A 25,665-nucleotide genomic window follows, 5' to 3' on the forward strand; every position below is an offset into this window, starting at 1 on the left:
CGTGCAGAACCCCTCTTCCGGGGCCCCGGCCCCCGACGCGACCGGCACGGCCGCCGCGTCCGACGCAAGACCGACGCGCATGGCTCGGCTCGGCAGGCTCATCGCCCGCCACCCCGGACGCTGGGTCATCGCCTGGATCCTCATCACCGTGGCGTGCTTCGCGGTGGCCGTCGGCGGCGTCACCGGTGAGTCGCTCTTCAACCGTCTCCACTCGGGCGCCCCCACCGTCGACTCGGAGTCGACCGAGGCCCGCACGATCATCGAGCAGGCCCAGCCGGCCCTCGAGACCCTGACGATGCAGGTGACGGAAGCGGACCTCACCGATGCCACCGTCGTCGCCGACGGGACCGCGGCGACGAAGAAGGTCGGCGAGGTTCCCGGCGTCAAGCAGGTCCGCTCTCCGCTGCTCGTCCCCGGCGGACTCACCGACCCGGCCGCGGCGCCCCTGCTCAAGGGCGGCACCCCCGCGGCGGGCGGCTTCGTCACGGTCGTCGACTTCGAGCCGGGCCTCGACAAGAAGGCGCAGGACGCGGCCGAGGCGGCCGCCGAGAAGGCGCTCCTCGAGGTGCCGAAGGTGATGGACGCCCAGGGCTCCGTGGGCAGCCCGAGCAAGATCATCTCCGCGATCACGACCACCGTCGAGCGCGACCTCATTCGCGGTGAGGGCATCGCCCTGCCGCTGACGTTCATCGTCATGTTCTTCGTCTTCGCGGGCTTCATCGCCGCGGGCATGCCCATCGTCGGCGCCTTCGTCTCGATCGGGGGCGCGCTGCTGTCCCTCTTCGCGTTCTCGCACCTCGTCGAGCTCGACGCGACGGTCGTCAACATCGTGACGCTGCTCGGCCTCGGCCTGTCGATCGACTACGGGCTGCTCACCGTCAGTCGCTTCCGTGAGGAGCTGTCGAGCCGGGAGCATCGGGTGCCCTCGCCCGAGGAGGTGGCGCACGCGGCCGAGCGCACCGTCGCCACCGCCGGGCGCACCGTCCTCTTCTCCGCCCTCATCGTCGCGATCGCCCTGTCGGGCCTGCTGCTCTTCGAGGCGTCGATCATGCGTGCCATCGGGGTCGCCGGGGTGAGCGTGGTCCTCGTCGCCATGGTCGTCGCGATCACCCTCGTGCCGGCCCTGTGCGTCCTCGGTGCGAAGCGCCTGGCCCGCAAGGCGGTCGCGCCCTCGTCCGACACGGGCGTCTTCTCGCGCCTGGCGGTCGGGGTGCAGCGGCGGCCCATCGCCGTCATCATCGCCGTCGTCAGCGTGCTCGTCATCCTCGCCCTGCCGACCCTGTCGATGCGGCTCACCTCGTCGGGCACCGAGCTGCTGCCGGTCGACGCCCCCCAGCGGGTCTTCTTCGAGCAGCTCGCCCGCGACTACCCGGCACTCTCGGCGCCCGAGGTGACCGTCGTCGCGAGGTCCTCCGACACCGCTGCCGTGACGACCTGGGCCCAGCAGTTCCGCGACGACCCGGGCGTCGAGTCGCTCGCCGTCACCCCGCTCGGCACGACCGACCAGCGGGTCGACATCCGCGTCGCCGGTCCGCCCACCTCCGACGAGGCGCAGGAGCTCGTCACGACGATCCGCGCAATCCCCGCCCCCTTCGAGACCCTCACGACGGGGCAGGCGGCCGGTCAGATCGACTTCCTCGCGTCGATGTCGGCACGGGCGCCGTATGCCGTGGGGCTCGTCGTGCTCGGCACGCTCGTCCTGCTCTTCCTCATGACGGGGTCGGTCATCATCCCGATCAAGGCGCTGCTGCTCAACGTCATCTCGCTCGGGGCCGCTCTCGGTGTCGTCGTCTGGATCTTCCAGGAGGGGCACCTCGAGGGGCTGCTCAACTTCTCGTCGGTCGGCGCGGTGGAGTCGATCGTGCCCTTCCTCGTGCTGGCGTTCGGGTTCGGCCTGTCGATGGACTACGAGGTGTTCCTGCTCTCCCGCATCGTCGAGTTCCACCGGGAGGGCTACGAGAACGACCGCGCCGTCTCGCTCGGCCTGCAGCGGACGGGCCGCATCATCACCTCCGCCGCGCTGCTCATCTGCATCGTGTTCGCCGGCTTCGTCGCGGGCGACATCCTCATCATCAAGCAGATGGGTGTGGCCCTCGTGGCCGCCGTCCTCATCGATGCCACCCTCGTGAGGATGCTGCTCGTGCCCGCGACGATGACGCTGCTCGGGCGATGGAACTGGTGGGCCCCGGCCCCGCTTCGACGCCTGCACGAGCGCTTCGGGATCACCGAGTGACGTCAGGGGCCACGACAGTCGAGATGCGGCACGGCCTCGACGGGCTCCTCGACGCCACCGGCCACCACCCGTTCGTCCGGTGGGAGGTGACCGACGACCTCGCCGACACGTGGTGGCACCACGATCGGGCGGTCGCGTTCCAGCGCGTGCGCACGGCAGACCGGCGCACTGTCAACCTCCTCGGGGCCGACGACGGGGTGACCCCCCTGCTCGAGGCACTGCCGCACATCGCCGAGGTGGTGGCGCCGGGTCGTCGTGCCCTCTCCGTCAGCGTCCCCCAGCACCTCGAGGCGCGGCTGCGCGAGCGCTTCCGCGTGCTCGAGGGCGGCGACTGGGAGTGGCTGCACACGACGGTCGCGCCGGCACCGGACGACTCGCACGCTCGGGTGCGCCCGATCGACGACCGCACGAGGGCCGCCGAGATCACGCACTTCCTCGCGGCCCACTCGCCCACCGCCGACACGATGCCCGGCAACGGTGAGCGGTGGTTCGCCGTCGAGGGCGACGACGGATCCCTGACCGCCGTTGCCGCCTGGGGCAGGACGCGCGCGGGAGCGCCGCACCTGTCCTCCGTCGCGGTCGACACCCGCCTGCGCGGGCGCGGGCTGGGGCGCACGATCGTCGGAGCGCTCACTCGCTGGGCGGTGGCCGAGGCCGGGGTGTGCACGCTCGGCATGTACTCCCACAACGCGATCGCCCGGGGGCTCTACCTCTCCCTCGGCTACGACCGGCTGTGTGCCTGGTCGAGCCGCCCGGTCCTCATCGAGCGCTGACCCGGGCGGCTCGGCGTGGTCAGACGAAGTCGGCGGCGGTGACGGTCCGGTCGGACGGCTCGACGAGCACGACCCAGTTGCCCGAGTTGTCTCGGCACACCGCCTCCGTGCCGTAGGGCCGGGCGGACGGGGGCTGGAGGAACTCCACGCCCTTGGCCGAGAGGTCGGCATAGGTCTGCTCGCAGTCGTCGACGGTGAGGCCGAGTCCGTTGAGGCCACCGGAGTCCTGGGCCCGCTTCATCGCCGTGACGAGCTCCTCGGAGAACGGCGGCCCGGGGATGGCGAGGCTCACCTGCAGCTCCGGCTGGTTGGGGTGCACGACGGAGCACCAGCGGTAGCCGTCGCCGAGGGTGATGTCGTCCTTCTCCTCGAATCCGAGGATGTCGACGTAGAAGCGCTTGGACTCGTCGATGTCCTTGACGAAGACGCTGACGATGCTGATGTTGGTGATCATGCAGCCACGCTAGGACGGGTCCGGCGGCTGGCGCTTCTCCTGGGTTGCGGAGCTCTCGACGAGTCCCCACATGAAGAGGACGCAGCCGGGAATGTGCGGCGCCCCGGCCGCGGCATACCGCCTCTGGAAGTCGCTGGGGCTCTCCCCCACGACCGAGCGGAAGCGACTGCTGAAGGACCCGAGGCTGGAGAAGCCCACGGCGTGACACACCTCGGTGACCGTGAGGTTCGTGGCGCGCAGGAGGTCCTGGGCGCGCTCGATGCGCCGGCGTGAGACGTACTCCGCGGGCGTCACGCCGTAGGTCGCGCGGAACACGCGGAGGAAGTGGTACTTCGAGAGGCCCGCAGCCGCGGCCATGCGGTCGAGGTCGAGCGGCGCGGCATACTCGCGGTCGGCGAGGTCGCGGGCACGCCGGAGGTGGACGAGCACGTCGTCCGGAGCGCGCGTGATCGGTTCGGCCACGGGCTCATCCTGCCAGCGAACGCCGCTCGCGCACGGCCGCGTCAGCGAAAGCCGAAGTGCTCCAAGGCAACCCACGTGGGCGGCCCGACGAACTTCCCCGTCGCGCTGACCCCCGTGCCCGACACTCCTGCGCGCCGCTGGAACTCCGCCACGACCTTGGCCGTCTGGGGCCCGTAGCGCTTGGGCGCGAGATCGATGCTCGAGTAGCTGGGGAAGGTGGTGTTGAGGAACTTCTGAAGGGCGAGGACCGCCGGGCCGGTGTCCCCCTCGCGAAGCGTCGGACGACCCGGGTCGCCGAGGACCGTTGCAGGGTCGAGACGCTCACGCCACACACGCAGCTTCTTCATCGCGTCGTCGGCATACGCCTCGGCGGCGGGGCCCGACCCGTTGTAGGCGCGGAAGCCGCTGCGGACGCCCTTGGCCTTGATGAGACCCGAGAGGATGTCGAAGCCGACCCGGGTGTTGACGCGCCAGTCCCAGCAGCCTCCCTGCGCGTCGGCCCGGTCCTGGAAGGGCGGGTAGGTCAGCTGCGTGGGCCCGACGCCCTGGGCACCGAGCTCGGCCCGGTGCTCGCGGTAGAGCAGGTAGGCCGCCTTGGTCACCGGGCCGCCCTTGGTGTAGAAACCGCCCGTGTCCACGCCGTCGTGACCGAAGACGTTGCGCCCGCCGCCCGACTCCTTCTCGAGCAGGGTCGCGGCGGCAGCCAGTTCGAGCCCGGCGAGCGCCGCCAGCTCGATGACCTCGACCGCCCGCAGCGTGCCGTTCTTCTCCAGCACCGTCACCGTACTCATCGTGACCTCCCCGTCGACGACCGGCGAAAGGCCTCGGCCTGCAGGACGAGGCCTTTCCAGTATCCGCCGTGGAGGCGGTCGCGTCCGGCGGATCCGAGGACTGCGCACCGACGCCGGGCAGGACCGTCAGGCCGGTGCCGGCGCCTCCGGCTTGGCGTCCACGCCGGCCTCCCTGCGCTGCTGCGCCGTGATCGGGGCGGGCGCTGCGGTCAGCGGGTCGTAACCACCGCCCGACTTCGGGAAGGCGATGACGTCGCGGATCGACTCGGTGCCCGCGAGCAGCGACACGATGCGGTCCCAGCCGAAGGCGATCCCGCCGTGCGGCGGCGCGCCGAAGGCGAAGGCCTCGAGGAGGAAGCCGAACTTCTCCTGCGCGTCCTCCTCTGACAGGCCCATGACCTTGAAGACGCGCTCCTGCACGTCGCGGCGGTGAATACGGATGGAGCCGCCGCCGATCTCGTTGCCGTTGCACACGATGTCGTAGGCGTAGGCGAGGGCCGAGCCGGGGTCGGTGTCGAAGGTGTCGAGGAACTGTGGCTTCGGGGAGGTGAAGGCGTGGTGCACGGCCGTCCAGGCGCCGGCCCCGACGGCGACGTCACCCGAGGCGACGGCGTCGGCGGCCGGCTCGAAGAGCGGGGCGTCGACGACCCAGAGGAAGCTCCAGGCGCTCTCGTCGATGAGGCCGCAGCGCCGGCCGATCTCAAGCCGGGCCGCGCCGAGGAGGGCACGCGACGGCTTGGTCGCCCCGGCGGCGAAGAAGATGCAGTCGCCGGGCTGGGCGCCGACGTGGGCGGCGAGGCCCGCGCGCTCCGCATCCGTGAGGTTCTTGGCGACAGGGCCGCCCAGCTCGCCGTCCTCCTGCACGAGGACGTAGGCGAGGCCGCGAGCGCCACGCTGCTTGGCCCACTCCTGCCACGCGTCGAGCTGCTTGCGCGGCTGCGACGCCCCGCCCGGCATGACGACGGCGCCGACGTAGTCGGCCTGGAAGACGCGGAAGGTCGTGTCGGCGAAGTAGTCGGTGCACTCGACGAGCTCGTTGCCGAAGCGCAGGTCGGGCTTGTCCGACCCGTAGCGCGCCATCGCGTCGGCATACGTCATGCGCTGGAAGGGTGCCGACAGCTCGACGCCGATGAGCTTCCACAGCGCGGCGAGGATCGCCTCGCCGAGCTCGATGATGTCGTCCTGCTCGACGAAGGACATCTCGACGTCGAGCTGGGTGAACTCCGGCTGCCGGTCGGCGCGGAAGTCCTCGTCGCGGTAGCAGCGGGCGATCTGGTAGTAGCGCTCCATGCCGGCGACCATGAGCAGCTGCTTGAACAGCTGCGGGCTCTGCGGCAGGGCGTACCACGAACCGGGAGCGAGGCGGGCGGGCACGAGGAAGTCGCGGGCCCCCTCGGGGGTCGAGCGGGTCAGTGTCGGCGTCTCGATCTCGACGAAGTCGCGGGCGCCGAGCACCTCGCGGGCTGCGGCGTTCACCTTCGAGCGCAGCCGGATGGCGGCGCCGGCGGAGCTCGCGCCGGGGCGGCGCAGGTCGAGGTAGCGGTGCTTGAGGCGAGCCTCCTCGCCCACCGTGACGCGCTCGTCGATCTGGAAGGGCAGGGGGGCGCTCGGGTTGAGGACCTCGAGCTGCTCGACGATGACCTCGATGTCACCGGTCGGCAGGTCGGGGTTGGCGTTGCCCTCGGGACGCACGCGCACCTCGCCGGTCACCTTGACGCAGAACTCGTTGCGCACGTCGTGCGCCCCGCCGCGGGCGAGCACCTCGTCGCGGGCAACGACCTGGGCCACCCCGGAGGCGTCACGCAGGTCGAGGAAGGCGACGCCGCCGTGGTCGCGACGTCGGGCCACCCAGCCGGTGAGCGTGACGGTCTGGCCTGCGTGGTCGGCACGAAGAGTGCCGGCCTCGTGAGTGCGGAGCACGGAGGGTCCTTCCGGGACGTGGTGCGGACGGCGCGACGGCCGCCCGGGCTGAGCGCTGAGCAGACGGGCCCGACCGCGAGGCGGCCGCGGGCACCGAGGACCAATCCTAGACCGCCTGCACCTAGGCTCTTCGCCGTGCAGCACTCCCGCAACCGCGACCTCGACGGCGTCCGAGGGCTCGCGATCCTCCTCGTCGTCGCCGCACACTCCGGCCTGCCGATGCGCTGGGGTGGACTCTCGGGCGTGACGCTCTTCTTCGTGCTGTCCGGCTACCTCATCACGAGCCTGCTCATCCGCGAGTGGGACCGCTGGGGGTCGATCAGCCTCTGGCGCTTCTGGGGCCGTCGCGCGGTCCGCCTCCTGCCGGCGCTGCTCCTGCTCCTCGCGCTGACTCCCTTGCTGCTGTGGGCAACCGGCGACGACCGTCTGTCGGACTACCCCGTCGCGGCGCTGTCGTCGCTCTTCTACGTCGGCAACTGGGTGCGCATCAACGGCACGGACCTCGGCGTGCTCAACCACCTGTGGTCGCTGTCGGTCGAGGAGCAGTTCTACGTCGTGTGGCCCCTCGTCTTCATCGCCGTCATGACGTGGGTGCGCCCGCGCGCGGTGACGATCGCCCTCTCGCTGGCGGCACTCGCGACGTTCTACAGCGTGTGGACCCGGGGCTCCGCGATCCGTCTCGACATCTCGACGGAGACCAACGCCTTCGCCCTGCTGCTCGGCGTCTCACTGGCCTTCGGGCTCGCCGCCGTGCGCGCCCGCGGCTGGGAGCCACCCGCCGCGAGCCCCATCGTCCCGTTCGTCGTCCTCATCGCGGTCTCCGCCTTCCCCGGCCACGGGCTCGAGATCGACCACCCGCTCTTCCGCCCGCTGGGCGCCGTCCACGCCCTCATCGGTCTGTGGCTCGTGTATGCCGCCGTGTCGGGTCACTCACGCGTCGTGGCCTCCCGCGTCATGGTGTTCTTCGGGACGATCAGCTACGCCCTCTACCTCTGGCACCAGACCTTCATCAACAGCCTGCTGCTCGGCGCGCACACGACGCCACGCAACCTCGCGCTCATCGCGGCCGCGATCCTCGTGTCGTGGCTGTCGTGGGTCCTCGTCGAGCGCCCCGCCATGCGGTTGCGCGGCCCCCTGCGGCTCGACCAGCCGTCGGCGCGCCAGCAGGAGTTCGCCAACGCACGGCGGGAGGGCGACCCGGGAGAGGGTTCTCCTCTCTCCACTTCCAACCTATAGCGCAGCGGGGGGCTTGCGGCAAGGCCCCCGTCCTGGCACAGAATCACCGGCCGAGGCCTCAATCCTTGATCGGAGCTGATGACGTGAGCCCACTGACCACCGACGCCTTCGCCCTGCCCGACCACCTCTCTCCCAAGGCCGACCCGGCGCTGATCACCGAGGACGAGCAGCACTTCGCCGCAATCGCAGTCGCCGTCGAACGCGCGACCGCCGACCTCACCGCCCGCCTCGACGCAGCGCGCCGGGCCCCGGCTCGCACCGGGCAGGCAGCCCTCGACCGCGACCAGGAGGTCCATCGGCTGACGGGCCGACTTCGCGCCCTCCAGCGCTTCGGCCTCGACCTCTGCCTCGGCCGCATGGTCCGCGCCGACGGCGCCCCTCCCGTCTACGTCGGGCGGCTCGGCCTCACCGACGACACGGGCAGGAGGCTCCTGCTCGACTGGCGCTCCCCCGCAGCCGAGCCGTTCTTCGGTGCGACGCATGCCGAACCGATGGGCCTCGTGAGCCGCCGGCGCTACCGCTGGACGCGGGGCCGGGTCACCGACTACTGGGACGAGGTCTTCACGACGGACGGGCTCGCCGGCCAGGCGGCTCTCGACGACCAGTCCGCCTTCATCGCGACCCTCGGCGCGAGCCGGTCCTCGCAGATGCGCGACGTGCTCGCCACCATCGCGGCCGACCAGGATGCCATCATCCGGGCGGGCTCGCGTGGCGCGCTCGTCGTCGACGGCGGCCCGGGCACCGGCAAGACGGTCGTCGCGCTCCACCGGACGGCATACCTGCTCTACTCCGACCCCCGCCTCGGGCACCGACGGGGCGGTGTCCTCTTCGTGGGTCCGCACCAGCCCTATCTCGCCTACGTCGCCGACGTCCTGCCCAGCCTCGGCGAGGAGGGCGTCCAGACCTGCACGCTGCGCGACCTCGTCGCCGAAGGAGCGGCAGCACCCGAGGAGGTCGATCCGGAGGTGGCCCGGCTCAAGGCGTCCGTCGCGCTCGTGCAGGCCGTCGAGCCCGCCGTGGCGCTCTACGAGGAGCCGCCGAGGGAGGCGATCCTCGTCACGACGCCGTGGGACGAGGTGTGGCTCACACCCGACGACTGGGCCGACGCCTTCGCCGCCGCCGCCAACCTCCCGCACAACGAGGCCAGAGAGGACGTGTGGGAGGCGCTGCTCGGCATCGTCGTCGAGCGGCACGACCTCGGCGACCGGCTCGATGACGACGGCGAGGACGTCGAGCCGGGTGCCACTCCCGAGATGGTCCGTCGAGCCCTGCGTCAGGATCGCGACCTGCGTGCTGCGTTCGACCGGTCATGGCCGGTCATCGCAGCCGACGACCTCGTGGGAGACCTGTGGTCGGTGCCGGCCTACCTGCGCCGGTGCGCCCCCGGTCTCGGGGCGGACGAGGTCCGCCTGCTCCAGCGCCCGGCACCGACCGAGTGGACGACGTCAGACCTGCCGCTCCTCGACGCTGCCCGTCGACGGCTCGGCGACCCGGATGCGTCCCGGCGCAGGCGCCGGCGCGAGGCCGCCCTGTCCGCCCATCGCGCCGAGATGGCGCGCGTGGTCGACCACCTGATCGCGACGGACGACTCCGAGATGCACGTCATGTCGATGCTCCGGGGTGAGGACCTCAGCGGCGCCCTCGTCGACGAGGCCGGGGGCTCGGACGCCGCCGGTGCGGCCACCGATCCCGACCTGCTCGCCGGTCCGTTCGCGCACATCGTCGTCGACGAGGCCCAGGAGCTGACCGATGCGGAGTGGCAGATGCTCCTCGCCCGGTGCCCGTCGCGGAGCTTCACCATCGTCGGGGACCGTGCCCAGGCACGGCACGGGTTCACCGAGTCGTGGACGGAGCGTCTGGCCCGGCTCGGGCTCGATCGCGCGACCCTGGCCTCCCTGACGATCAACTACCGCACGCCCGAGGAGGTGATGGAGGAGGCGGAGCCGGTCATCCGCGCCGTGATCCCGGACGCCAACGTGCCGACCTCCGTCCGTCGCACCGGCATCCCGGTCAGGCGCGGACCCATCGCCGAGCTGCAGTCCGTCGTCGACAGCTGGCTCGCCACCCACGCGGACGGGATCGCCTGTGTCATCGGCGATCCCACGTTCAGCGCACGACCGCGCGTGCGGTCACTGACGCCTCAGCTCGCCAAGGGGCTCGAGTTCGACCTCGTCGTCCTCGCCGACCCGGACGCGTTCGGCAGCGGGGTCGAAGGGGCCGTCGACCACTACGTCGCGATGACGCGCGCCACGCAGCAGCTTGTCGTCCTCACGAGCAACTAGACAGCAGAAACGATTTCGTCAGCTCAGGTCGCGGGAGGCTTCTGCTGCAAGGGCTTCCACGGCGGACAGCAGGGCGGGCCGGTCGGACATCGTGCGCCGCCAGACGAGGCTCACGGTGCGCTCGGAGACGGGATCGACGATCGGCACCGCCACGACGTCGGAGGGCAGCGGCCCTCGTCCGAGCCGTGGCACGAGGGCGACGGCCTCGCCCTGAGCCACGAGGGCGACGTGGGTCGCGAACTCCATCGCGACGTGGACGATGCGGGGCGACCTGCCGATGTCCGAGCACATCTTCTGGAGCCACTGGTGGCAGATGGAGCCGGGCGCCACGCTCACCCAGCCGGCGTCGACGACGTCGTGCACCGACACGCTGGTCCTCGTCGCGAGCGGGTGGCCGCGGTGCACGAGGACGTCGGCCCGGTCGCGCCCCAGGTGGCGCACCTCGAGGTGGTCGGGAATGGCGAGTGGCAGGGGCTCCCAGTTGTGCACGAGGGCGAGATCGTGCGACCCGGACGCGACGGCGTCGACAGCCTCCCACGGGTCGATCTCCTCCGGACGCAGCACCACGTCCGGCGCCCGCTCTCGCAGCCGGGCCAACGCCCCGACGACGATCCCGCGGTAGGCGGTCGCGAAGGTGGCGAGGCGGACGGTCCCGACCGCCTCGCCGCTGGCGCCGAGGACCCGCGACTCGAGCAGCTCCATCTGGGCGAGAAGGTCGCGCGCCGACTCGGTCAGCGTGCGCCCGGCCTCGGTGAGCAGCACACCCCGGCCCTGCCGCTCGAGCAGGGCGGCCCCCGTCTGAGCCTCGAGACGCTTGATCTGCTGCGACACCGCGCTCGGGGTGTAGTCGAGCGCCGCCGCGGCGGCTCCGACGGAGCCGTGCCGCTCGACCGCCACGAGGGAGCGCAGTGCCACGGGATCGATCATGAAGCGATGCTACACAGTGACGGCCACTATTGTTTGATGGACCTGAACGGTCCTGACCCTCGACGATGGGCGCATGCGCTCGCGTGACTCCGCCCTCGCCGTCCTCGTCGCCCTGATCTGGGGCACGAACTTCGTCGCGATCAGGACCGGCCTCGACTCGATGCCGCCCCTGCTCTTCCTCGCGGTGCGCTTCGTCGTGGTCTGCGTGCCGGCCATCTGCCTCGTCCGGCGCCCGGCGTTGCCGTGGCGCGACCTCGCCCTCATCGGGCTCTTCACGAGCCTTGGCCAGTTCGCCCTCATGTACCTCGCCCTCCACCTCGGCATGCCGCCCGGCCTGTCGTCGCTCGTCCTGCAGGCCCAGGTGCTGCTGACGGTCGTCATCGCGGCCCTGTGGCTCCGCGAGCGGCCATCCGTCCCGCAGCGGCTCGGCGTCGCCCTCGGCGGTGCCGGCCTCGTGACGATCGCGGTGGGGCGCGGGCTGTCGGCGCCGGTGCTGCCTCTCGTCGTGCTCGTGCTGGCGGCCGTGTCGTGGGCGGTCGGCAACGTGCTGACGCGCCGTGCCGGGGGCCTCACCGGCCCGAGCGCCGGCCTCGGGGTCACGGTCTGGTCAGGCCTCGTCGTCCCCCTGCCCGCCCTGGCCCTGTCGCTCGCGATCGAGGGACCGAACGCCGTCGGGTCGCCCCTCGCCCACGTCCAGTGGTCGGCGGTGCTGTCGACGGCCTACACCGCCTACCTCTCGTCCCTGCTCGGCTACGGCATCTGGAACACGCTCCTCAGCCGTCACCCCGTCGCCACGGTGACGCCCTTCGCGATGCTCGTGCCCGTCTTCGGCATGGCCGCAGCGGCTCTGGCCTTCGGTGAGCGGCCCACGATGCTCGAAGCGGTCGGCGGCGCCGTGCTGCTCGCCGGTGTCGGGGTCGCGGTGCTGCGACCGCGTCGCTCAGCGGACCTCACCGTCGACGTAGAGCCAGCGGCCCGCCCTGCGGCCGAAGCTGCTGACCTCGTGCAGCTCACCCCTGCGCGGTCCACGTCGCCCTGACGTCTCCCGATAGCGCGCGACGAACTCGACGACCCCCGTCTCGTCGTCCTCGCTCCCACCCTCGACCCGCAGCACGGTGAGGCCCGACCACGTCGTCGTCGGATCCGGGGCGACCCGCTCGGGCCGCGTCGCGGGGTGCCACGTGCGCCACACGTGCTCCGTCGCCCCCACCGCGTATGCCGTGTAGCGCGACCGCATGAGCTGCTCGGCCGTGGACGCGAGACGTTCGCCCGCGACGAGCGGGCCGCAGCACACGGCATACGGAAGGGCGCTGCCGCAGGGGCAGCTCTCCCCCTGCCCCACGACGGCTCCCTCGCCCGCGAACGTCACGACTGGTGGGTGCGCTGGGCGTCGCGGGCCGGCCACGGCGCATCGTGCGGGCGCAACGTCGACCATCCCCGCGCCCGGGACAGCTGGGCGCTCAGCAGGCCCACGAGAGTGGCCGAGTTGCTGATCTGGCCGGCAAGAGCCGCGTCGACGGCGTCGTCGAGTGAGACCCACAGAGGCCGGAGGGTCAGCTCCTCGGCCGTGCGCTGGTGCGCCTCGTGGGGCGGCACGTCGCGAAGGCTCCGGGCCAGGAAGACCCGGACCGTCTCGGGGAAGGCGCCCGGTGAGGTGACGTCGTCGGCCAGCACGTGCCACTGCTCGGCCACGAGGTCGACCTCCTCGGCGAGCTCACGCGCCGCGGCCTGCCACGGTGGCTCATCGTCGACGTCGAGCAGGCCGGCCGGCAGCTCCCACACGTGGGCGCCACAGGCGTGGCGGTACTGCCGGATGAGCAGGGCCTGGTCGACGCCGTCGACCGTGCGCAGCGCGAGCACGGCCACTGCGCCGGGGTGGGTGACGAGGTCGCGCGTGACGACGCCGCCCTCACCGAGGTCGACACGGTCGCGTCGCACGTCGAAGATGATCCCCTCGAAGGGCGTCGACGACTCGAGCACCGGCTCGCTGTGCCACACCTCGACGAGGTCGGCGGCCGTCCCCGTGGGGGCAGTGAGGCTCACGCGGTCAGGCCGGGTCGCCGGAGGCCGAGACGGAGGCCAGGGCGTCGTCGTGCTCGTGGGTCTGGGTCCCGTCGCCTCCCTCTCCCTCGGCCTGCAGCGCGCGCTGGCGCTCGACCTCGACGAGCCGACCCGCACGCTGGCGCTCGAGCGCCGCACCGATGAGGCCGGCGAAGAGCGGGTGTGCGCGGTTGGGGCGCGAGAGGAACTCCGGGTGTGCCTGCGTCGAGACGTAGTAGGGATGCGTCTCACGGGGCAGCTCGACGAACTCGACGAGGGTGCCGTCCGGCGAGGTGCCGGAGAAGACGAGACCGGCGGCCTCGAGGTCGGCGCGGTAGGCGTTGTTGACCTCGTAGCGGTGGCGGTGACGCTCCTGCACCTCGGCCTGGCCGTAGGTCTCGCGGACGACGCTGCCCTCCATGAGGGACGCCGGGTAGAGGCCGAGGCGCATCGTGCCGCCGAGGTCGCCGGCGCCCTCGACGAACGCCTTCTGCTCCTCCATCGTCGCGATGACGGGGTGGGAGGTCTCGGGGTCGAACTCCGTCGAGCTCGCGTCGCCGACGCCGAGCACGGAGCGGGCGTACTCGATCACCATGCACTGCAGGCCGAGGCAGATGCCGAGCGTGGGCACCTGCTTCTCACGGGCCCACGTCAGGGCGCCGAGCTTCCCCTCGATGCCGCGCACCCCGAAGCCACCCGGCACGAGGATCGCATCGACGCCGCCGAGGGCCCGCTGGGCGCCCGCCGGGGTCTGGCACTCGTCGCTCGCGACCCAGCGGATGCGCACGCGGGCGTCGTGGTGGAAGCCGCCGGCGCGCAGCGCCTCGGTCACCGACAGGTAGGCGTCGGGCAGGTCGATGTACTTGCCGACGAGGGCGACCTCGACGTCGTGCTCCGGGTCGTGCACGCGCTGGAGGAGCTGGTCCCACTCGGTCCAGTCGACGTCGCGGAAGCCCAGGCCGAGGCGCCGGATGACGTAGGCGTCGAGGCCCTCGCGGTGGAGCACCTTGGGGATGTCGTAGATGCTCGGAGCGTCGACGGCGGCCGCGACGGCCTCGACGTCGACGTCGCACATGAGCGAGATCTTGCGCTTGATCGGCTCGGGGATCTCGCGGTCGGCCCGCAGCACGAGACCGTCGGGCTGGATGCCGACCTGGCGCAGGGCGGCGACGGAGTGCTGGGTCGGCTTCGTCTTGAGCTCACCGCTCGGGGCGAGGTAGGGCACGAGCGAGACGTGGAGGAAGAAGCTGTTGTCGCGGCCGATGAGGTGGCGCACCTGACGGGCGGCCTCGAGGAAGGGCAGCGACTCGATGTCGCCGACGGTGCCGCCGATCTCGGTGATGATGACGTCCGGGGCGTCGGGCGTGCCCGTTGCGAGGGCGCGCATGCGCGCGACGATCTCGTTGGTGATGTGCGGGATGACCTGCACCGTGTCACCGAGGTACTCGCCGCGGCGCTCCCTGGCGATGACGTTGTTGTAGACCTGGCCGGTCGTGACGTTGGCGCTACCGACGAGGTTGACGTCGAGGAAGCGCTCGTAGTGACCGATGTCGAGGTCGGTCTCCGCACCGTCGTCGGTCACGAAGACCTCACCGTGCTGGAAGGGGTTCATCGTTCCGGGATCGACGTTGATGTAGGGATCGAGCTTCTGCATCGTGACCCGCAGGCCCCGCGATCTGAGAAGTCGTCCGAGGCTCGAGGCGGTGAGCCCCTTGCCGAGCGAAGAGGCGACGCCCCCGGTCACAAAGATGTGCTTCGTCGTATCCACCACGGGCTTTGAGTCTACGTCACGTGCCGGGGGTCGGGGTGCAGCATCCCCACGACTGGCGCGTCACCGTGTGGACGGCGCCGCTCGCCGGACGCAAGACGTCCCTCAGCGCGCGCCCTGCCGCACGGTCGGCACGCGACCGGCACGCGCTGCGGCCGTCTGGTCGACGAGGTCGCTGGCGTGCGCGAGGCCGGCCTCGGAGTCGGGGTCGCCGCCCATCATGCGCGACAGCTCGCGCAACCGCTCGTCACCCTCGACGATGCTGACGCTGCTCGAGGTGACCCGCCCGTCGTCGGCCTTGTGCACGACGAGGTGCCGGTCGGCGAACGCCGCCACCTGCGCGAGGTGGGTCACGACGATGACCTGCGAGTGCTCGGCGAGCGCGGCCAGGCGAGCACCCACGTCGAGCGCCGCGCGGCCGCCGACCCCGGCGTCGACCTCGTCGAAGACAAAGGTCGGCGGACTGGTGCGCTCAGCCCCGCCCGCCCGGCCGGCGCCGCCCGGCGCTGCGTCGTCGGCGGCGCCGAGCACGCCACGGTCGGCACCGACGACCTCGAGGGCGAGCATCACGCGCGACAGCTCACCGCCCGAAGCGGCCTTGGCCACCGTGCGTGGCGGCGCACCGCGGTTGGCAGCGAGCAGGATCTCGACCTCGTCGATCCCGAGACGCGACAGGCGAACTCGCTCTCCGTCGGGCAGGGCGACGCCGTCGGGGTCGAGTCGGTGACGCACGTCGACCTCGATGACCGCGCTGCCCATGGCGAGGTGCGAGAGCTCCTCCGAGACGCGTGCCCCGAAGTCGGCAGCGGCACTGCGCCGCAGCTGCGAGAGCTCCATCGAGGCGGCGACGAGCTCCTCGCGCAGCTGGGCGACCTCGGCCTCGAGAGCAGCGACGCGGTCATCGGCCTGCACGAGCGCGTCGAGCCGGGCGGCCGCACGACCGGACCAGTCGAGCACCTCGTCGACCGTCTCGCCGTACTTGCGCGTCACCCCCGCAAGCGTCGCCCGCCGCTCCTGCACGTAGCCGAGCCGTCCGGGGTCGAGCTCGACGTCGTCGAGATAGGCCGCGAGGTCGGCAGCCAGCTCGCCGACGAGGGTGCCCACCTCGTGGAGCCGCTCGTCGAGACCGCGCAGGGCCTCGTCGTGGAGCGCCCCGGGGGCGAGGGCCGCCCGAGCCGAGCCGATGAGGTCACGGGCGCTGCTGACGGGCTCACCGGCATACTCGTCGCCGGAGAGGTCGGAGAGCGCCTGGCTCGCGGCGAGGCGGAGGGTGTCGGCGTGCGCGAGGCGCTCGTCCTCGGCGCGCAGGGCGACGTCCTCACCGGGCTGGGGGTCGACGGCCTCGATCTCCTCGAGAGAGGCCGTCAGCGAGTCGATCTCGCGCGCGCGCTCGCGCGCCTCGGCAACGAGGCGGGCGTGCTCGCGATCGGCGGCCCGCCATGTCTCGTAGAGCTCGCCGACGGCGTCGCGCCGGCTCGCGAGCTCGGGTCCACCGAAGGCGTCGAGCACCTCGCGGTGGGCGTCGCCCTGGCGCAGGCGCCACTGGTCGGCCTGACCGTGAACGGCGACGAGCATCTCGCCGAGCTCGGCGAGCACTCCCACGGGTGCGGTGCGCCCCCCGACGTGGGCACGAGAGCGACCGGCGGCGGCGATGCTGCGGGCGATGACGAGCTCTCCCTCGTCGTGCTCGGCCCCTGCCTCTGCCGCGCGCACGAGGGCCGGGTGACCGGGGGGCAGCTGGACGACACCTTCGACGAGCGCGGAGTCGGAGCCGGTGCGCACGAGCCCCGAGTCGGCTCGCTCACCGAGCAGCAGGCCGAGGCCTGACACGATCATCGTCTTGCCGGCCCCGGTCTCACCGGTGAGCACGTTGAGCCCGGGGCTCAGCTCGAGCAGCGCGTCGTCGATGACGCCCACGCCCCGGATCCTCATCTGGCTGAACACGGGTCCACCTTAGGGTCGGCCACCCGCAGCGCGGCTCGCGTCGTCCCCTGCCACGCCGGTATGCGTCTCGGCCGGCTGCCCGGGAGCGCTCACCGGGTGGCCGTTGCCGCGCCACCCGGCGACGGACAGGTCGAACTTGGCGACGAGCCGGTCGGTGAAGGGGGCTCGGGTGAGGCGGGCCAGGCGGATCGGCCGGTTGCCCCGGCGGACCTCGATGCGAGCACCGGGCGGAAGGTCGACGTGCCGGCGGCCGTCGCACCACAGGACGCCGGCGCCCTCGTTGGCCGCCTTGATCTCGACGGCGAGGTGGCTGTCGGGGCCGAGCACGAGCGGGCGGGAGAAGAGGGCGTGGGCGGCGCTCGGCACGACGAGGATGGCCTCGACCTGGGGCCACACGACGGGTCCACCCGCAGAGAATGCATAGGCGGTCGAGCCGGTCGGGGTGGCGACGATGACGCCGTCGCAGCCCCAGGTCGACAGCGGCCGGGCATCGACCTCGAGGGTGACCTCGAGCATCCGCTCGCGGGCGGCCTTCTCGACACTCACCTCGTTGAGCGCCCAGCTGCTGGCGATGAGCTCACCGTCGAGCTTGGCGTCGACATGGAGCGTCATGCGCTCCTCGACGGCATAGTTGCTGCGCGCGATGTGGTCGACGGTGGCGTCGAGGTCGTCACGCTCGGCCTCGGCGAGGAAGCCGACGTGACCGAGGTTGACCCCCAGCAGGGGCGCGTCGACGCGGCGGGCGAACTCCGCCCCGCGCAGGATCGTGCCGTCGCCGCCGAGCACGACGATGAGGTCGCAGCCCTCGGCAGCCTGCTCCTGCACCCGCGCGACGTGCACGCGCGCGCTGTCCTTGAGGTCGAGGGCGCGCGCCTCGTCAGCCTGCAGCGAGACGTCGATGCCGAGACCGGTGAGGCGTTCGATGACGCCCTTGGCGAGCGCGAGGGCCTCGGGTCGACGGGGGTGGGCGACGAGCAGGATGCGGCGACTCACGGATCTCCCTCCAGGTCGATGGCCCCCAGCATGTCATCCGGGTCCGACGGTGCGTCGCCGGGGCCCGCCGGTCGTAGCCACAGGAGGAACTCCCGGTTGCCCTCACCCCCGGCGATCGGGCTGGCGACGGCTCCTTCGAGCTGCAGCCCGAGCCCGAGGGCGACGTCGACGACAGCGCGCAGGACGCGGCGCCGCTCGTGCACCGAGGTGACGACCCCCGTCCTGCTCAGGCGCTCGCGGCCGACCTCGAACTGCGGCTTGACGAGAACGACGAGGTCGCCGTCCTCCCGCACCAGGGCGCGCAGCGGGGCGAGGACCACGGTGAGCGAGATGAAGCTGAGGTCGGCCACGACGACGTCGAAGGGGCCGCCGAGGGCGGTCACGTCGACGTCGCGCACGTTGGTGCCCGACAGGTCGGTCACCCGCGGGTCCGCAGCCACCTCGGCGGCGAGCTGGTCGTGGCCGACGTCGAGCGCCGTGACGTGCGCGGCGCCGTGCTCGAGCAGCACCTGGGTGAACCCCCCGGTGCTCGCACCGACGTCGACGCAGCGCCGGCCCTCGACCGCGATCGGCCAGGTCTGCAGCGCGTGGAGGAGCTTGAACGCAGCGCGGCCGACCCACTTCTCCGGAGGCCGCGTCAGCACGATGGCGTCCTCCGGCCCCACGGGCTGGGCCGGCTTGGCCGCGGGACGGCCGTCGACGAGGACGACACCTGCGTCGACGAGCTCACGCGCCTGGCCGCGCGACCGGGCCAGGCCCCGCGCGACGAGCTCGGCGTCGAGTCGGCGTGCGGTCACGCGCCACCGAGGTCGCTGAGGCGGCCCTGGAGCACGCGGTGGGCACGCTCACCGGCATCGATGCGCTCGGCCAGCGAGCCCGCCTCGGCTGCCGCGAGCTCGATCATGGCCGCGTCGACGACGGCGTCGCCGGTGGTCGGGGCAGTCGGCACGTCTCGTCCTCCGGCGCCAAGGTATGCCGTCTCGTCGACCCCAGCCTCGTCCTCGCTGACATCGTGGCCGGCGTCGTCGGCGTCGCCGTTGGCGTCGTGCGCGTCGTGGGCGTCGTGGGCGTCGTGGGCGGGGTCGTGCCGGTCCTCGTGCGGGTCGAGGGACTCCATGTCGGTCTCCTGCATCGGGCGTGGTTCCACGCCAGTCACGCTACCTGCCGGCACGGGCGTGCGGTCACCTGCCGGCGGCTGTGGCCAACAGGTCGTCGAGCACTGCGCCCCCGGCCTGCAGCAGAACCGTGGTCGACGACGTCTTGGGGGCACGAGCGGAGGGGTGCGCCGCGCCTGCCTCGGCGTGGAGGACACGGCGCTCCAGCAGGGCCGCGAGACCGGCGCGAACCGCCTCGACGGGCTCGGCGTCACCTCGATCCACGTGCAGGGCGCCGTCCACGACCCGGGCGGTGGCGGACGCGCAACGCCAGGTGCCCTCGCGTCGCGACGGGACGGCATACGGCTCCAGGAGCTCGGAGAGCGAGTTGAGGACGAAGGTGGGGAGCAGGTCCGTGTCCAGCAGCGCGCTGGGACGGTCGACCCCGGTCAGCACCCAGGCGGAGTCGAGGCCGGCGGCCCGCGCGCCGGCGATGTCGGTGTCGAGGCGGTCACCGACAGCGAGCGTGCGCCGGCGGGAAGTGCCCAGGCGGTCGACCGCGAGCTCGTAGAGCGGCGACTCCGGCTTGCCTGCGACGGCCACCGGCTCCTGTCCGGTTGCGGTGCGCACGAGGTCGACGTAGGCGCCGTTGCCCGGGGCGGTCCCCCACTGGAGCGGCAGCGTCGTGTCTCCGTTCGTCACCACCCAGACGGCGCCCTCAGCGATGAGGCGGGCCGCGACCTCGAAGTCGGCCACCGTCAGCTGGCGCCCGAGGCCTTGCAGGACGGCAGAGGCGCCCCGGTCGACGGCCTCGGGGGGCGCCACGGGGCGCAGCCCGGCTTGGTTCAGAGCCCACGCGACGCCGTCGCCACCGAGGGCCAGGACGGGACTGCCCGCGGGCACCCGCTGGGCGACGATCGCCGCTCCCGCCTCCGCGCTCGTGACGACGTCGACGTCGCGAGCCGGCGCACCGAGGCGGCGCAGGTGCTCGGCGACCTCGGCGGGCACCCGCGACGCGTTGTTGGTCGCGTAGAGGACCTGGACGCCTCGGCCTGCTATGTCCTGCAAGGCAGTCGGGGCTCCGGGCACCTCTCCGTCGCCGCGGTAGACGACCCCGTCGAGGTCGCACACGATCGCGTCGTAGGCCCTGATCGGGACGACGGCGTGGCCGTGGGGTCGCTCTGCGACCTCGTGCGAGTCCGTCATCCGTGCCGCCGGATCAGTCGTCGTCGCGGGACGAGGGCTCGTCCTCGTCGGAGTCGTCCTCGTCGAGCTCGTCCTCGTCGGAGTCGTCCTCGTCGAGCTCGTCCTCGTCGGAGTCGTCCTCGTCGGAGTCGTCCTCGTCGAGCTCGTCCTCGTCGAGCTCGTCCTCGACCACGTCCTCGGCCTCGTCCTCGAGCAGGTCGGTGAGATCGACGCCGTCCAGCTCGTCGAGACGCTCTGCCGCATCCGTCGTGAGCTCGTGGTCGGCGTCGACGGCTCGTGAGAACCAGTCGCGGGCGACCTCCACGTGACCCGCAGCCAGCTGTGCGTCCGCATAGGCGTAATAGATGCGAGCAGCCGACGGCCGGTTCGGGTTGATTCGCTTGACGATGTCACTGAGACCTGCCACGGCTGCGTCGAGCTGACCGAGGTCGCGACGGATGCCCGACACGACGATCGCGAGCTCGACCTTGTCATCGATGGCCAAGCCCTCGACCTCGGGGCTCTGGGCGAGCTCGAGCGCCTTGTCGTGACGCCCGAGGGCACGCTCGCAGTCGACCATGAGCGGGATGAGGTGGTTGGAGCCGGAGAGGCGACGGACGGTGCGGAACTCCCCCAGCGCGCGGGCCCAGTCTCCGAGGCGGTAGGCGACGAGGCCGAGGGCCTCACGCGCTGCTGGAACGCGACCTGCCCGACGGACCGCGGTCTCGGCGTGCGCGAGAGCAGCCTCCGGCTCGACATCGAGCAGCTCGGCAACCATGACGAGATGCTGTGCAACGCCCTCGGCATTCTCCTTGGAGAGAGTGCGCAACTGGCTCTTCACGGCGCGATCAACCTCGTGGCCGGTGACTCCCTCACGGATCCTCGGCTCCGGCTTGCGCGGCGACTTCGGCGTCAGACGGCTGCCGCCGGCGCGCTCCCCGTCCTGGGGGCGTCCCGTGCCACCACGCGGTCGGTCATCCCGCCGCGGACCGCGGTCATCGCGACGGTCGGAGGAACGTCGATCGTCGGAGCGGTAGCCGCCCCGGTCGTCACGCCCACCCGAGGAGCGGCGGTCATCGGAGCGGTAGCCGCCCCGGTCACCAGACGGGCGCCGATCGTCAGAGCGGTAGCCGCCCCGGTCGTCACGCCCACCCGAGGAGCGGCGGTCATCGGAGCGGTAGCCGCCCCGGTCATCGCGTCCACCGGAGGTGCGGCGGTCGTCCGACCGGTAGCCGCCCCGGTCACCAGACGGGCGCCGATCGTCAGAGCGGTAGCCGCCCCGGTCATCGCGTCCACCGGAGGTGCGCCGATCGTCAGAGCGGTACCCGCCCCGGTCATCGCGTCCACCCGAGGAGCGGCGGTCATCGGAGCGGTAGCCCCCTCGGTCATCGCGTCCACCGGAGGTGCGGCGATCGTCAGAGCGGTACCCGCCCCGGTCGTCACGTCCACCCGAGGAGCGGCGGTCATCGGAGCGGTAGCCGCCCCGGTCACCAGACGGGCGCCGATCGTCAGAGCGGTAGCCGCCCCGGTCGTCACGTCCACCCGAGGAGCGGCGGTCATCGGAGCGGTAGCCGCCCCGGTCATCGCGTCCCCCGGAGGTGCGCCGGTCATCGGAGCGGTAGCCGCCCCGGTCATCGCGTCCCCCGGAGGTGCGCCGGTCGTCCGAGCGGTAGCCCCCTCGGTCATCGCGTCCCCCGGAGGTGCGGCGATCATCGGAACGGTACCCGCCCCGGTCGTCACGCCCACCCGAAGAGCTGCGGGCATCGGAACGGGCCCCGCCGCGGTCGTCACGTCGGTCGCCCTTGCCGGAGCCGGTCGAACGCGGAGCACCCGACCGCCCCGAGCCCGCGCCGTGGTGGGAACCCCGTCCCGGCCCATCGCGTCGGTCGTCTCGGCTCTTGTCGCCGTCGTGGTCGCTCATGTCTGCATCCTTCCGCGCCGAGCTGTCTCGGCGCCACCTTCACCTGGTCGGCACACGAAAAGAGAGCGCCCCAGTCGGATCAGTGAAGTTCCGTCTGGAGCGCTCTCGTTTCAAAGTATGTCCGGCTGCGTCCTACTCTCCCACACCGTCACCAGTGCAGTACCATCGGCGCTGAAGGGCTTAGCTTCCGGGTTCGGAATGGAGCCGGGCGTTTCCCCTTCGCTATGGCAGCCGTAACTCTATGGAGATATCAATCAGTGGGTGGTTCCCGTTTGTATCTCGGGAACTGCACAGTGGACGCGTAGCATCTTTGTAAGTCAAGTCATCGGCTTATTAGTACCGGTCAGCTCCACACATTACTGTGCTTCCACGTCCGGCCTATCAACCCAGTAGTCTAGCTGGGAGCCTCTCGCCCTCGCGGGCCTGGAAACCTCATCTTGAAACGTGCTTCCCGCTTAGATGCTTTCAGCGGTTATCACTTCCGAACGTAGCTAATCAGCGGTGCCCTTGGCAGGACAACTGACACACCAGTGGTTCGTCCATCCCGGTCCTCTCGTACTAGGGACAGCCTTTCTCAAGTTTCCTACGCGCACAGCGGATAGGGACCGAACTGTCTCACGACGTTCTAAACCCAGCTCGCGTACCGCTTTAATGGGCGAACAGCCCAACCCTTGGGACCTACTCCAGCCCCAGGATGCGACGAGCCGACATCGAGGTGCCAAACCATGCCGTCGATATGGACTCTTGGGCAAGATCAGCCTGTTATCCCCGGGGTACCTTTTATCCGTTGAGCGACGGCGCTTCCACAAGCCACCGCCGGATCACTAGTCCCGACTTTCGTCCCTGCTCGACATGTCTGTCTCACAGTCAAGCTCCCTTGTGCACTTACACTCGAAACCTGATTACCAACCAGGCTGAGGGAACCTTTGGGCGCCTCCGTTACCTTTTAGGAGGCAACCGCCCCAGTTAAACTACCCACCAGGCACTGTCCCTGATCCGGATCACGGACCGAGGTTAGATATCCAGAACGACCAGAGTGGTATTTCAACGTTGACTCCACCATCACTGACGTGACGGCTTCACAGTCTCCCACCTATCCTACACAAGCCGTACCGAACACCAATACCAAGCTGTAGTAAAGGTCCCGGGGTCTTTCCGTCCTGCTGCGCGTAACGAGCATCTTTACTCGTAGTGCAATTTCGCCGAGTTCGTGGTTGAGACAGTGGAGAAGTCGTTACGCCATTCGTGCAGGTCGGAACTTACCCGACAAGGAATTTCGCTACCTTAGGATGGTTATAGTTACCACCGCCGTTTACTGGCGCTTAAGTTCTCAGCTTCGCCGTGAGGCTAACCGGTCCCCTTAACGTTCCAGCACCGGGCAGGCGTCAGTCCGTATACATCGTCTTGCGACTTGGCACGGACCTGTGTTTTTAGTAAACAGTCGCTTCTCCCTGGTCTCTGCGGCCGATCACGCTCACCCAGCTAGTGGGGTCACGATCAGGGCCCCCCTTCTCCCGAAGTTACGGGGGTATTTTGCCGAATTCCTTAACCACGATTCACTCGATCGCCTTGGTATTCTCTACCTAACCACCTGAGTCGGTTTGGGGTACGGGCGGCTCGAACCTCGCTAGAAGTTTTTCTCGGCAGCATAGGATCACCCTCTTCCCGCATTCGCGGTCACTATCAGGTCTCAGGCTTCATGCGGTCCGGATTTGCCTGGACCGCGCCCTACACCCTTGGACGTGGACTACCATCGCCACGCGGAGGCTACCTTCCTGCGTCACTCCATCGCTTGACTACTACAAGGTCGGGTCGTGCGCTCCACACACCCGGTGACCCCGAAGGGTCGATGGGCGTGCTTCAGGCACTTAGCATCACTCGGTTCATCAGGGGCGGTTCTTCGCCGGTTCCGGAATATCAACCGGATGTCCATCGACTACGCCTGTCGGCCTCGCCTTAGGTCCCGACTTACCCAGGGCAGATTAGCTTGACCCTGGAACCCTTGGTTATTCGGCGGACGGGTTTCTCGCCCGTCATTCGCTACTCATGCCTGCATTCTCACTCGTGTGGCCTCCACGGCTGGTTCACACCGCCGCTTCCCTGGCCACACGACGCTCCCCTACCCATCAACACGCCTGGACACCGAACCCGCAGGTGTCGGTGCCGAGCAAATATGTCAATGCCACAGCTTCGGTGGTGTGCTTGAGCCCCGCTACATTGTCGGCGCGGAATCACTTGACCAGTGAGCTATTACGCACTCTTTCAAGGGTGGCTGCTTCTAAGCCAACCTCCTGGTTGTCACAGCAACTCCACATCCTTTCCCACTTAGCACACGCTTAGGGACCTTAGCTGGTGATCTGGGCTGTTTCCCTCTCGACTACGGAGCTTATCCCCCGCAGTCTCACTGCCACGCTCTCACTTACCGGCATTCGGAGTTTGGCTAACGTCAGTAACCTGGTGAGGCCCATCAGCTATCCAGTAGCTCTACCTCCGGCAAGAAACACGTGACGCTGCACCTAAATGCATTTCGGGGAGAACCAGCTATCACGGAGTTTGATTGGCCTTTCACCCCTACCCACAGCTCATCCCCTCAGTTTTCAACCTAAGTGGGTTCGGTCCTCCACGCAGTCTTACCTGCGCTTCAACCTGGCCATGGGTAGATCACTCCGCTTCGGGTCTAGACCCAGCGACTCATTCGCCCTGTTCGGACTCGCTTTCGCTACGGCTTCCCCACACGGGTTAACCTCGCCACTGAGCACTAACTCGCAGGCTCATTCTTCAAAAGGCACGCTGTCACCCCACACGCCCAACGGCGGGAGGCTCCAACGGATTGTAGGCACACGGTTTCAGGATCTATTTCACTCCCCTCCCGGGGTACTTTTCACCTTTCCCTCACGGTACTTGTCCGCTATCGGTCACCAGGGAATATTTAGGCTTAGCAGGTGGTCCTGCCAGATTCACACGGGATTTCTCGGGCCCCGTGCTACTTGGGAAATCCACCGGGAGTCCACACCATTTCGTCTACGGGGGTCGCACCCTCTGTGCCGAGCCATTCAATGCTCTTCGACTATGACGCAGATTTCTCACTCCCTGCCGGCCTGTCAGAGCCAGCTGGCGGGTCCCACGACCCCGGACATGCAACGCCTGACAGCTATCACACACGCCCGGTTTAGCCTCATCCGCTTTCGCTCGCCACTACTCACGGAATCACTGTTGTTTTCTCTTCCTGTGGGTACTGAGATGTTTCACTTCCCCACGTTCCCTCCACACACCCTATATATTCAGGTGCGGGTGACTGGACTTGCCTCCAGCCGGGTTTCCCCATTCGGAAATCCTCGGATCACAGTCTGGTTATCGACTACCCGAGGCTTATCGCAGATTCCTACGTCCTTCTTCGGTTCCTGGTGCCAAGGCATCCACCGTGTGCCCTTAAAAACTTGAACACTACAAAGATGCTCGCGTCCACTGTGAAGTTCTCAACATACAACCGGCACCCCACACCCGAAGCAGCAACGCCGCTCCATCGATGAGGCCCACGACCAGAAGAAACCAGCCGGCACACACCACCACCACGACCACACCCTCAAGGTGCCGCCGTGCCGGCCAGTGCGCGTCGCCCGATCCTTCAGGACCCAACAACGT

At 70.1% G+C, this 25,665-nt stretch carries 20 protein-coding genes and 2 rRNA genes; 5 read left to right on the forward strand and 17 right to left on the reverse strand.

Features of this window, described 5'->3' with window-relative positions; genetic code table 11:
• Position 1 precedes the first annotated feature (1 nt).
• Together FBY41_RS18425 and FBY41_RS18430 are read left to right on the forward strand one after the other, a co-directional pair.
• Positions 2-2,233 (forward strand): MMPL family transporter, encoded by a 2,232-nt coding sequence (locus FBY41_RS18425; protein WP_311769423.1) that lies wholly within the window; start codon positions 2-4, stop codon positions 2,231-2,233.
• Positions 2,230-3,006: a GNAT family N-acetyltransferase gene (locus FBY41_RS18430; RefSeq protein WP_141845753.1), complete on the forward strand. Its 777-nt coding sequence runs from the start codon at positions 2,230-2,232 to the stop codon at positions 3,004-3,006. The genes FBY41_RS18425 and FBY41_RS18430 overlap by 4 nt, the downstream gene beginning before the upstream one ends.
• 19 nt (positions 3,007-3,025) lie before the next feature.
• Here the strand turns inward: FBY41_RS18430 and FBY41_RS18435 are convergent, their stop codons facing one another.
• From FBY41_RS18435 to aspS, 4 genes are all read right to left on the reverse strand, one after another.
• Positions 3,026-3,460, reverse strand: a complete 435-nt coding sequence (locus FBY41_RS18435) for a VOC family protein (RefSeq protein ID WP_141845755.1) — start codon at positions 3,458-3,460, stop codon at positions 3,026-3,028.
• A gap of 9 nt (positions 3,461-3,469) precedes the next feature.
• Positions 3,470-3,922 carry a helix-turn-helix domain-containing protein gene (locus tag FBY41_RS18440; protein ID WP_141845757.1) on the reverse strand — a complete coding sequence of 151 codons (453 nt, stop codon included), beginning with the start codon at positions 3,920-3,922 and terminating at the stop codon, positions 3,470-3,472.
• 41 nt (positions 3,923-3,963) lie between these two features.
• Positions 3,964-4,713 carry a peptidoglycan-binding domain-containing protein gene (locus FBY41_RS18445; protein WP_141845759.1) on the reverse strand — a complete coding sequence of 250 codons (750 nt, stop codon included), beginning with the start codon at positions 4,711-4,713 and terminating at the stop codon, positions 3,964-3,966.
• 126 nt (positions 4,714-4,839) lie between these two features.
• A complete protein-coding gene (gene aspS / locus FBY41_RS18450) occupies positions 4,840-6,633 on the reverse strand; it encodes an aspartate--tRNA ligase (RefSeq protein WP_141845760.1) in 1,794 nt (597 codons plus the stop codon).
• 135 nt (positions 6,634-6,768) lie between these two features.
• Here aspS and FBY41_RS18455 point away from each other — a divergent pair, with 135 nt between their 5' ends.
• Both FBY41_RS18455 and helR read left to right on the forward strand, forming a co-directional pair.
• Positions 6,769-7,869 (forward strand): acyltransferase family protein, encoded by a 1,101-nt coding sequence (locus FBY41_RS18455; RefSeq protein WP_141845762.1) that lies wholly within the window; start codon positions 6,769-6,771, stop codon positions 7,867-7,869.
• A gap of 83 nt (positions 7,870-7,952) precedes the next feature.
• Complete coding sequence (gene helR / locus FBY41_RS18460) at positions 7,953-10,151, forward strand: RNA polymerase recycling motor ATPase HelR (RefSeq protein WP_141845764.1); 2,199 nt, start codon at positions 7,953-7,955, stop codon at positions 10,149-10,151.
• Positions 10,152-10,169: 18 nt separating this feature from the next.
• On the opposite strand, the gene FBY41_RS18465 is transcribed toward helR, so the two are convergent.
• A complete protein-coding gene (locus tag FBY41_RS18465; protein ID WP_260439888.1) occupies positions 10,170-11,078 on the reverse strand; it encodes a LysR family transcriptional regulator in 909 nt (302 codons plus the stop codon).
• A gap of 73 nt (positions 11,079-11,151) precedes the next feature.
• Between FBY41_RS18465 and FBY41_RS18470 the strand changes: the two genes are divergently transcribed.
• A complete protein-coding gene (locus FBY41_RS18470) occupies positions 11,152-12,117 on the forward strand; it encodes an EamA family transporter (RefSeq protein WP_141845766.1) in 966 nt (321 codons plus the stop codon).
• Here FBY41_RS18470 and FBY41_RS18475 read toward each other — a convergent pair.
• From FBY41_RS18475 to FBY41_RS18525, 12 genes are all read right to left on the reverse strand, one after another.
• On the reverse strand, positions 12,019-12,447 hold the full coding sequence (locus FBY41_RS18475; RefSeq protein ID WP_260439889.1) for a YchJ family protein: 429 nt from the start codon (positions 12,445-12,447) through the stop codon (positions 12,019-12,021). The genes FBY41_RS18470 and FBY41_RS18475 overlap by 99 nt on opposite strands.
• Positions 12,444-13,121 carry an NUDIX domain-containing protein gene (locus FBY41_RS18480; RefSeq protein WP_141845768.1) on the reverse strand — a complete coding sequence of 226 codons (678 nt, stop codon included), beginning with the start codon at positions 13,119-13,121 and terminating at the stop codon, positions 12,444-12,446. Before FBY41_RS18480 ends, FBY41_RS18475 begins: the two co-directional genes overlap by 4 nt.
• Before the next feature lie 4 nt (positions 13,122-13,125).
• Positions 13,126-14,889 (reverse strand): CTP synthase, encoded by a 1,764-nt coding sequence (locus FBY41_RS18485; RefSeq protein WP_260439890.1) that lies wholly within the window; start codon positions 14,887-14,889, stop codon positions 13,126-13,128.
• A 102-nt stretch (positions 14,890-14,991) separates the two neighbouring features.
• Complete coding sequence (locus tag FBY41_RS18490; RefSeq protein ID WP_185749146.1) at positions 14,992-16,830, reverse strand: DNA repair protein RecN; 1,839 nt, start codon at positions 16,828-16,830, stop codon at positions 14,992-14,994.
• 9 nt (positions 16,831-16,839) lie between these two features.
• A complete protein-coding gene (locus tag FBY41_RS18495; protein ID WP_141845770.1) occupies positions 16,840-17,823 on the reverse strand; it encodes an NAD kinase in 984 nt (327 codons plus the stop codon).
• Complete coding sequence (locus tag FBY41_RS18500; protein ID WP_141845772.1) at positions 17,820-18,620, reverse strand: TlyA family RNA methyltransferase; 801 nt, start codon at positions 18,618-18,620, stop codon at positions 17,820-17,822. Before FBY41_RS18500 ends, FBY41_RS18495 begins: the two co-directional genes overlap by 4 nt.
• Positions 18,617-18,970 (reverse strand): hypothetical protein, encoded by a 354-nt coding sequence (locus FBY41_RS18505; protein WP_141845774.1) that lies wholly within the window; start codon positions 18,968-18,970, stop codon positions 18,617-18,619. The genes FBY41_RS18500 and FBY41_RS18505 overlap by 4 nt, the downstream gene beginning before the upstream one ends.
• A 34-nt stretch (positions 18,971-19,004) precedes the next feature.
• A complete protein-coding gene (locus tag FBY41_RS18510) occupies positions 19,005-20,123 on the reverse strand; it encodes an HAD-IIA family hydrolase (protein ID WP_141845776.1) in 1,119 nt (372 codons plus the stop codon).
• 13 nt (positions 20,124-20,136) lie between these two features.
• Complete coding sequence (locus FBY41_RS23515) at positions 20,137-20,880, reverse strand: tetratricopeptide repeat protein (protein ID WP_185749147.1); 744 nt, start codon at positions 20,878-20,880, stop codon at positions 20,137-20,139.
• 134 nt (positions 20,881-21,014) lie between these two features.
• Entirely contained in the window at positions 21,015-21,815 is an 801-nt protein-coding gene (locus FBY41_RS23520) for a hypothetical protein (protein WP_185749148.1), read from the reverse strand.
• Between the two features lie 327 nt (positions 21,816-22,142).
• Positions 22,143-22,259, reverse strand: a 5S ribosomal RNA gene (gene rrf, locus FBY41_RS18520).
• Between the two features lie 77 nt (positions 22,260-22,336).
• A 23S ribosomal RNA gene (locus FBY41_RS18525) occupies positions 22,337-25,466 on the reverse strand.
• Positions 25,467-25,665: the final 199 nt, after the last annotated feature.

The sequence above is a fragment of the Humibacillus xanthopallidus genome (genome assembly GCF_006716675.1).
Classification (GTDB): domain Bacteria; phylum Actinomycetota; class Actinomycetes; order Actinomycetales; family Dermatophilaceae; genus Humibacillus; species Humibacillus xanthopallidus_B.

Bases quoted from the DNA above. Each gene is read 5' to 3' on its own strand.
- FBY41_RS18470 (WP_141845766.1), top strand. From the start codon at position 11,152: ATGCGCTCGCGTGACTCCGCCCTCGCCGTCCTCGTCGCCCTGATCTGG.
- FBY41_RS18510 (WP_141845776.1), bottom strand. From the start codon at position 20,123: ATGACGGACTCGCACGAGGTCGCAGAGCGACCCCACGGCCACGCCGTC.
- FBY41_RS18465 (WP_260439888.1), bottom strand. From the start codon at position 11,078: ATGATCGATCCCGTGGCACTGCGCTCCCTCGTGGCGGTCGAGCGGCAC.
- FBY41_RS18445 (WP_141845759.1), bottom strand. From the start codon at position 4,713: ATGAGTACGGTGACGGTGCTGGAGAAGAACGGCACGCTGCGGGCGGTC.
- FBY41_RS23520 (WP_185749148.1), bottom strand. From the start codon at position 21,815: ATGATCGCCGCACCTCCGGGGGACGCGATGACCGAGGGGGCTACCGCT.
- FBY41_RS23515 (WP_185749147.1), bottom strand. From the start codon at position 20,880: ATGGTTGCCGAGCTGCTCGATGTCGAGCCGGAGGCTGCTCTCGCGCAC.
- FBY41_RS18435 (WP_141845755.1), bottom strand. From the start codon at position 3,460: ATGATCACCAACATCAGCATCGTCAGCGTCTTCGTCAAGGACATCGAC.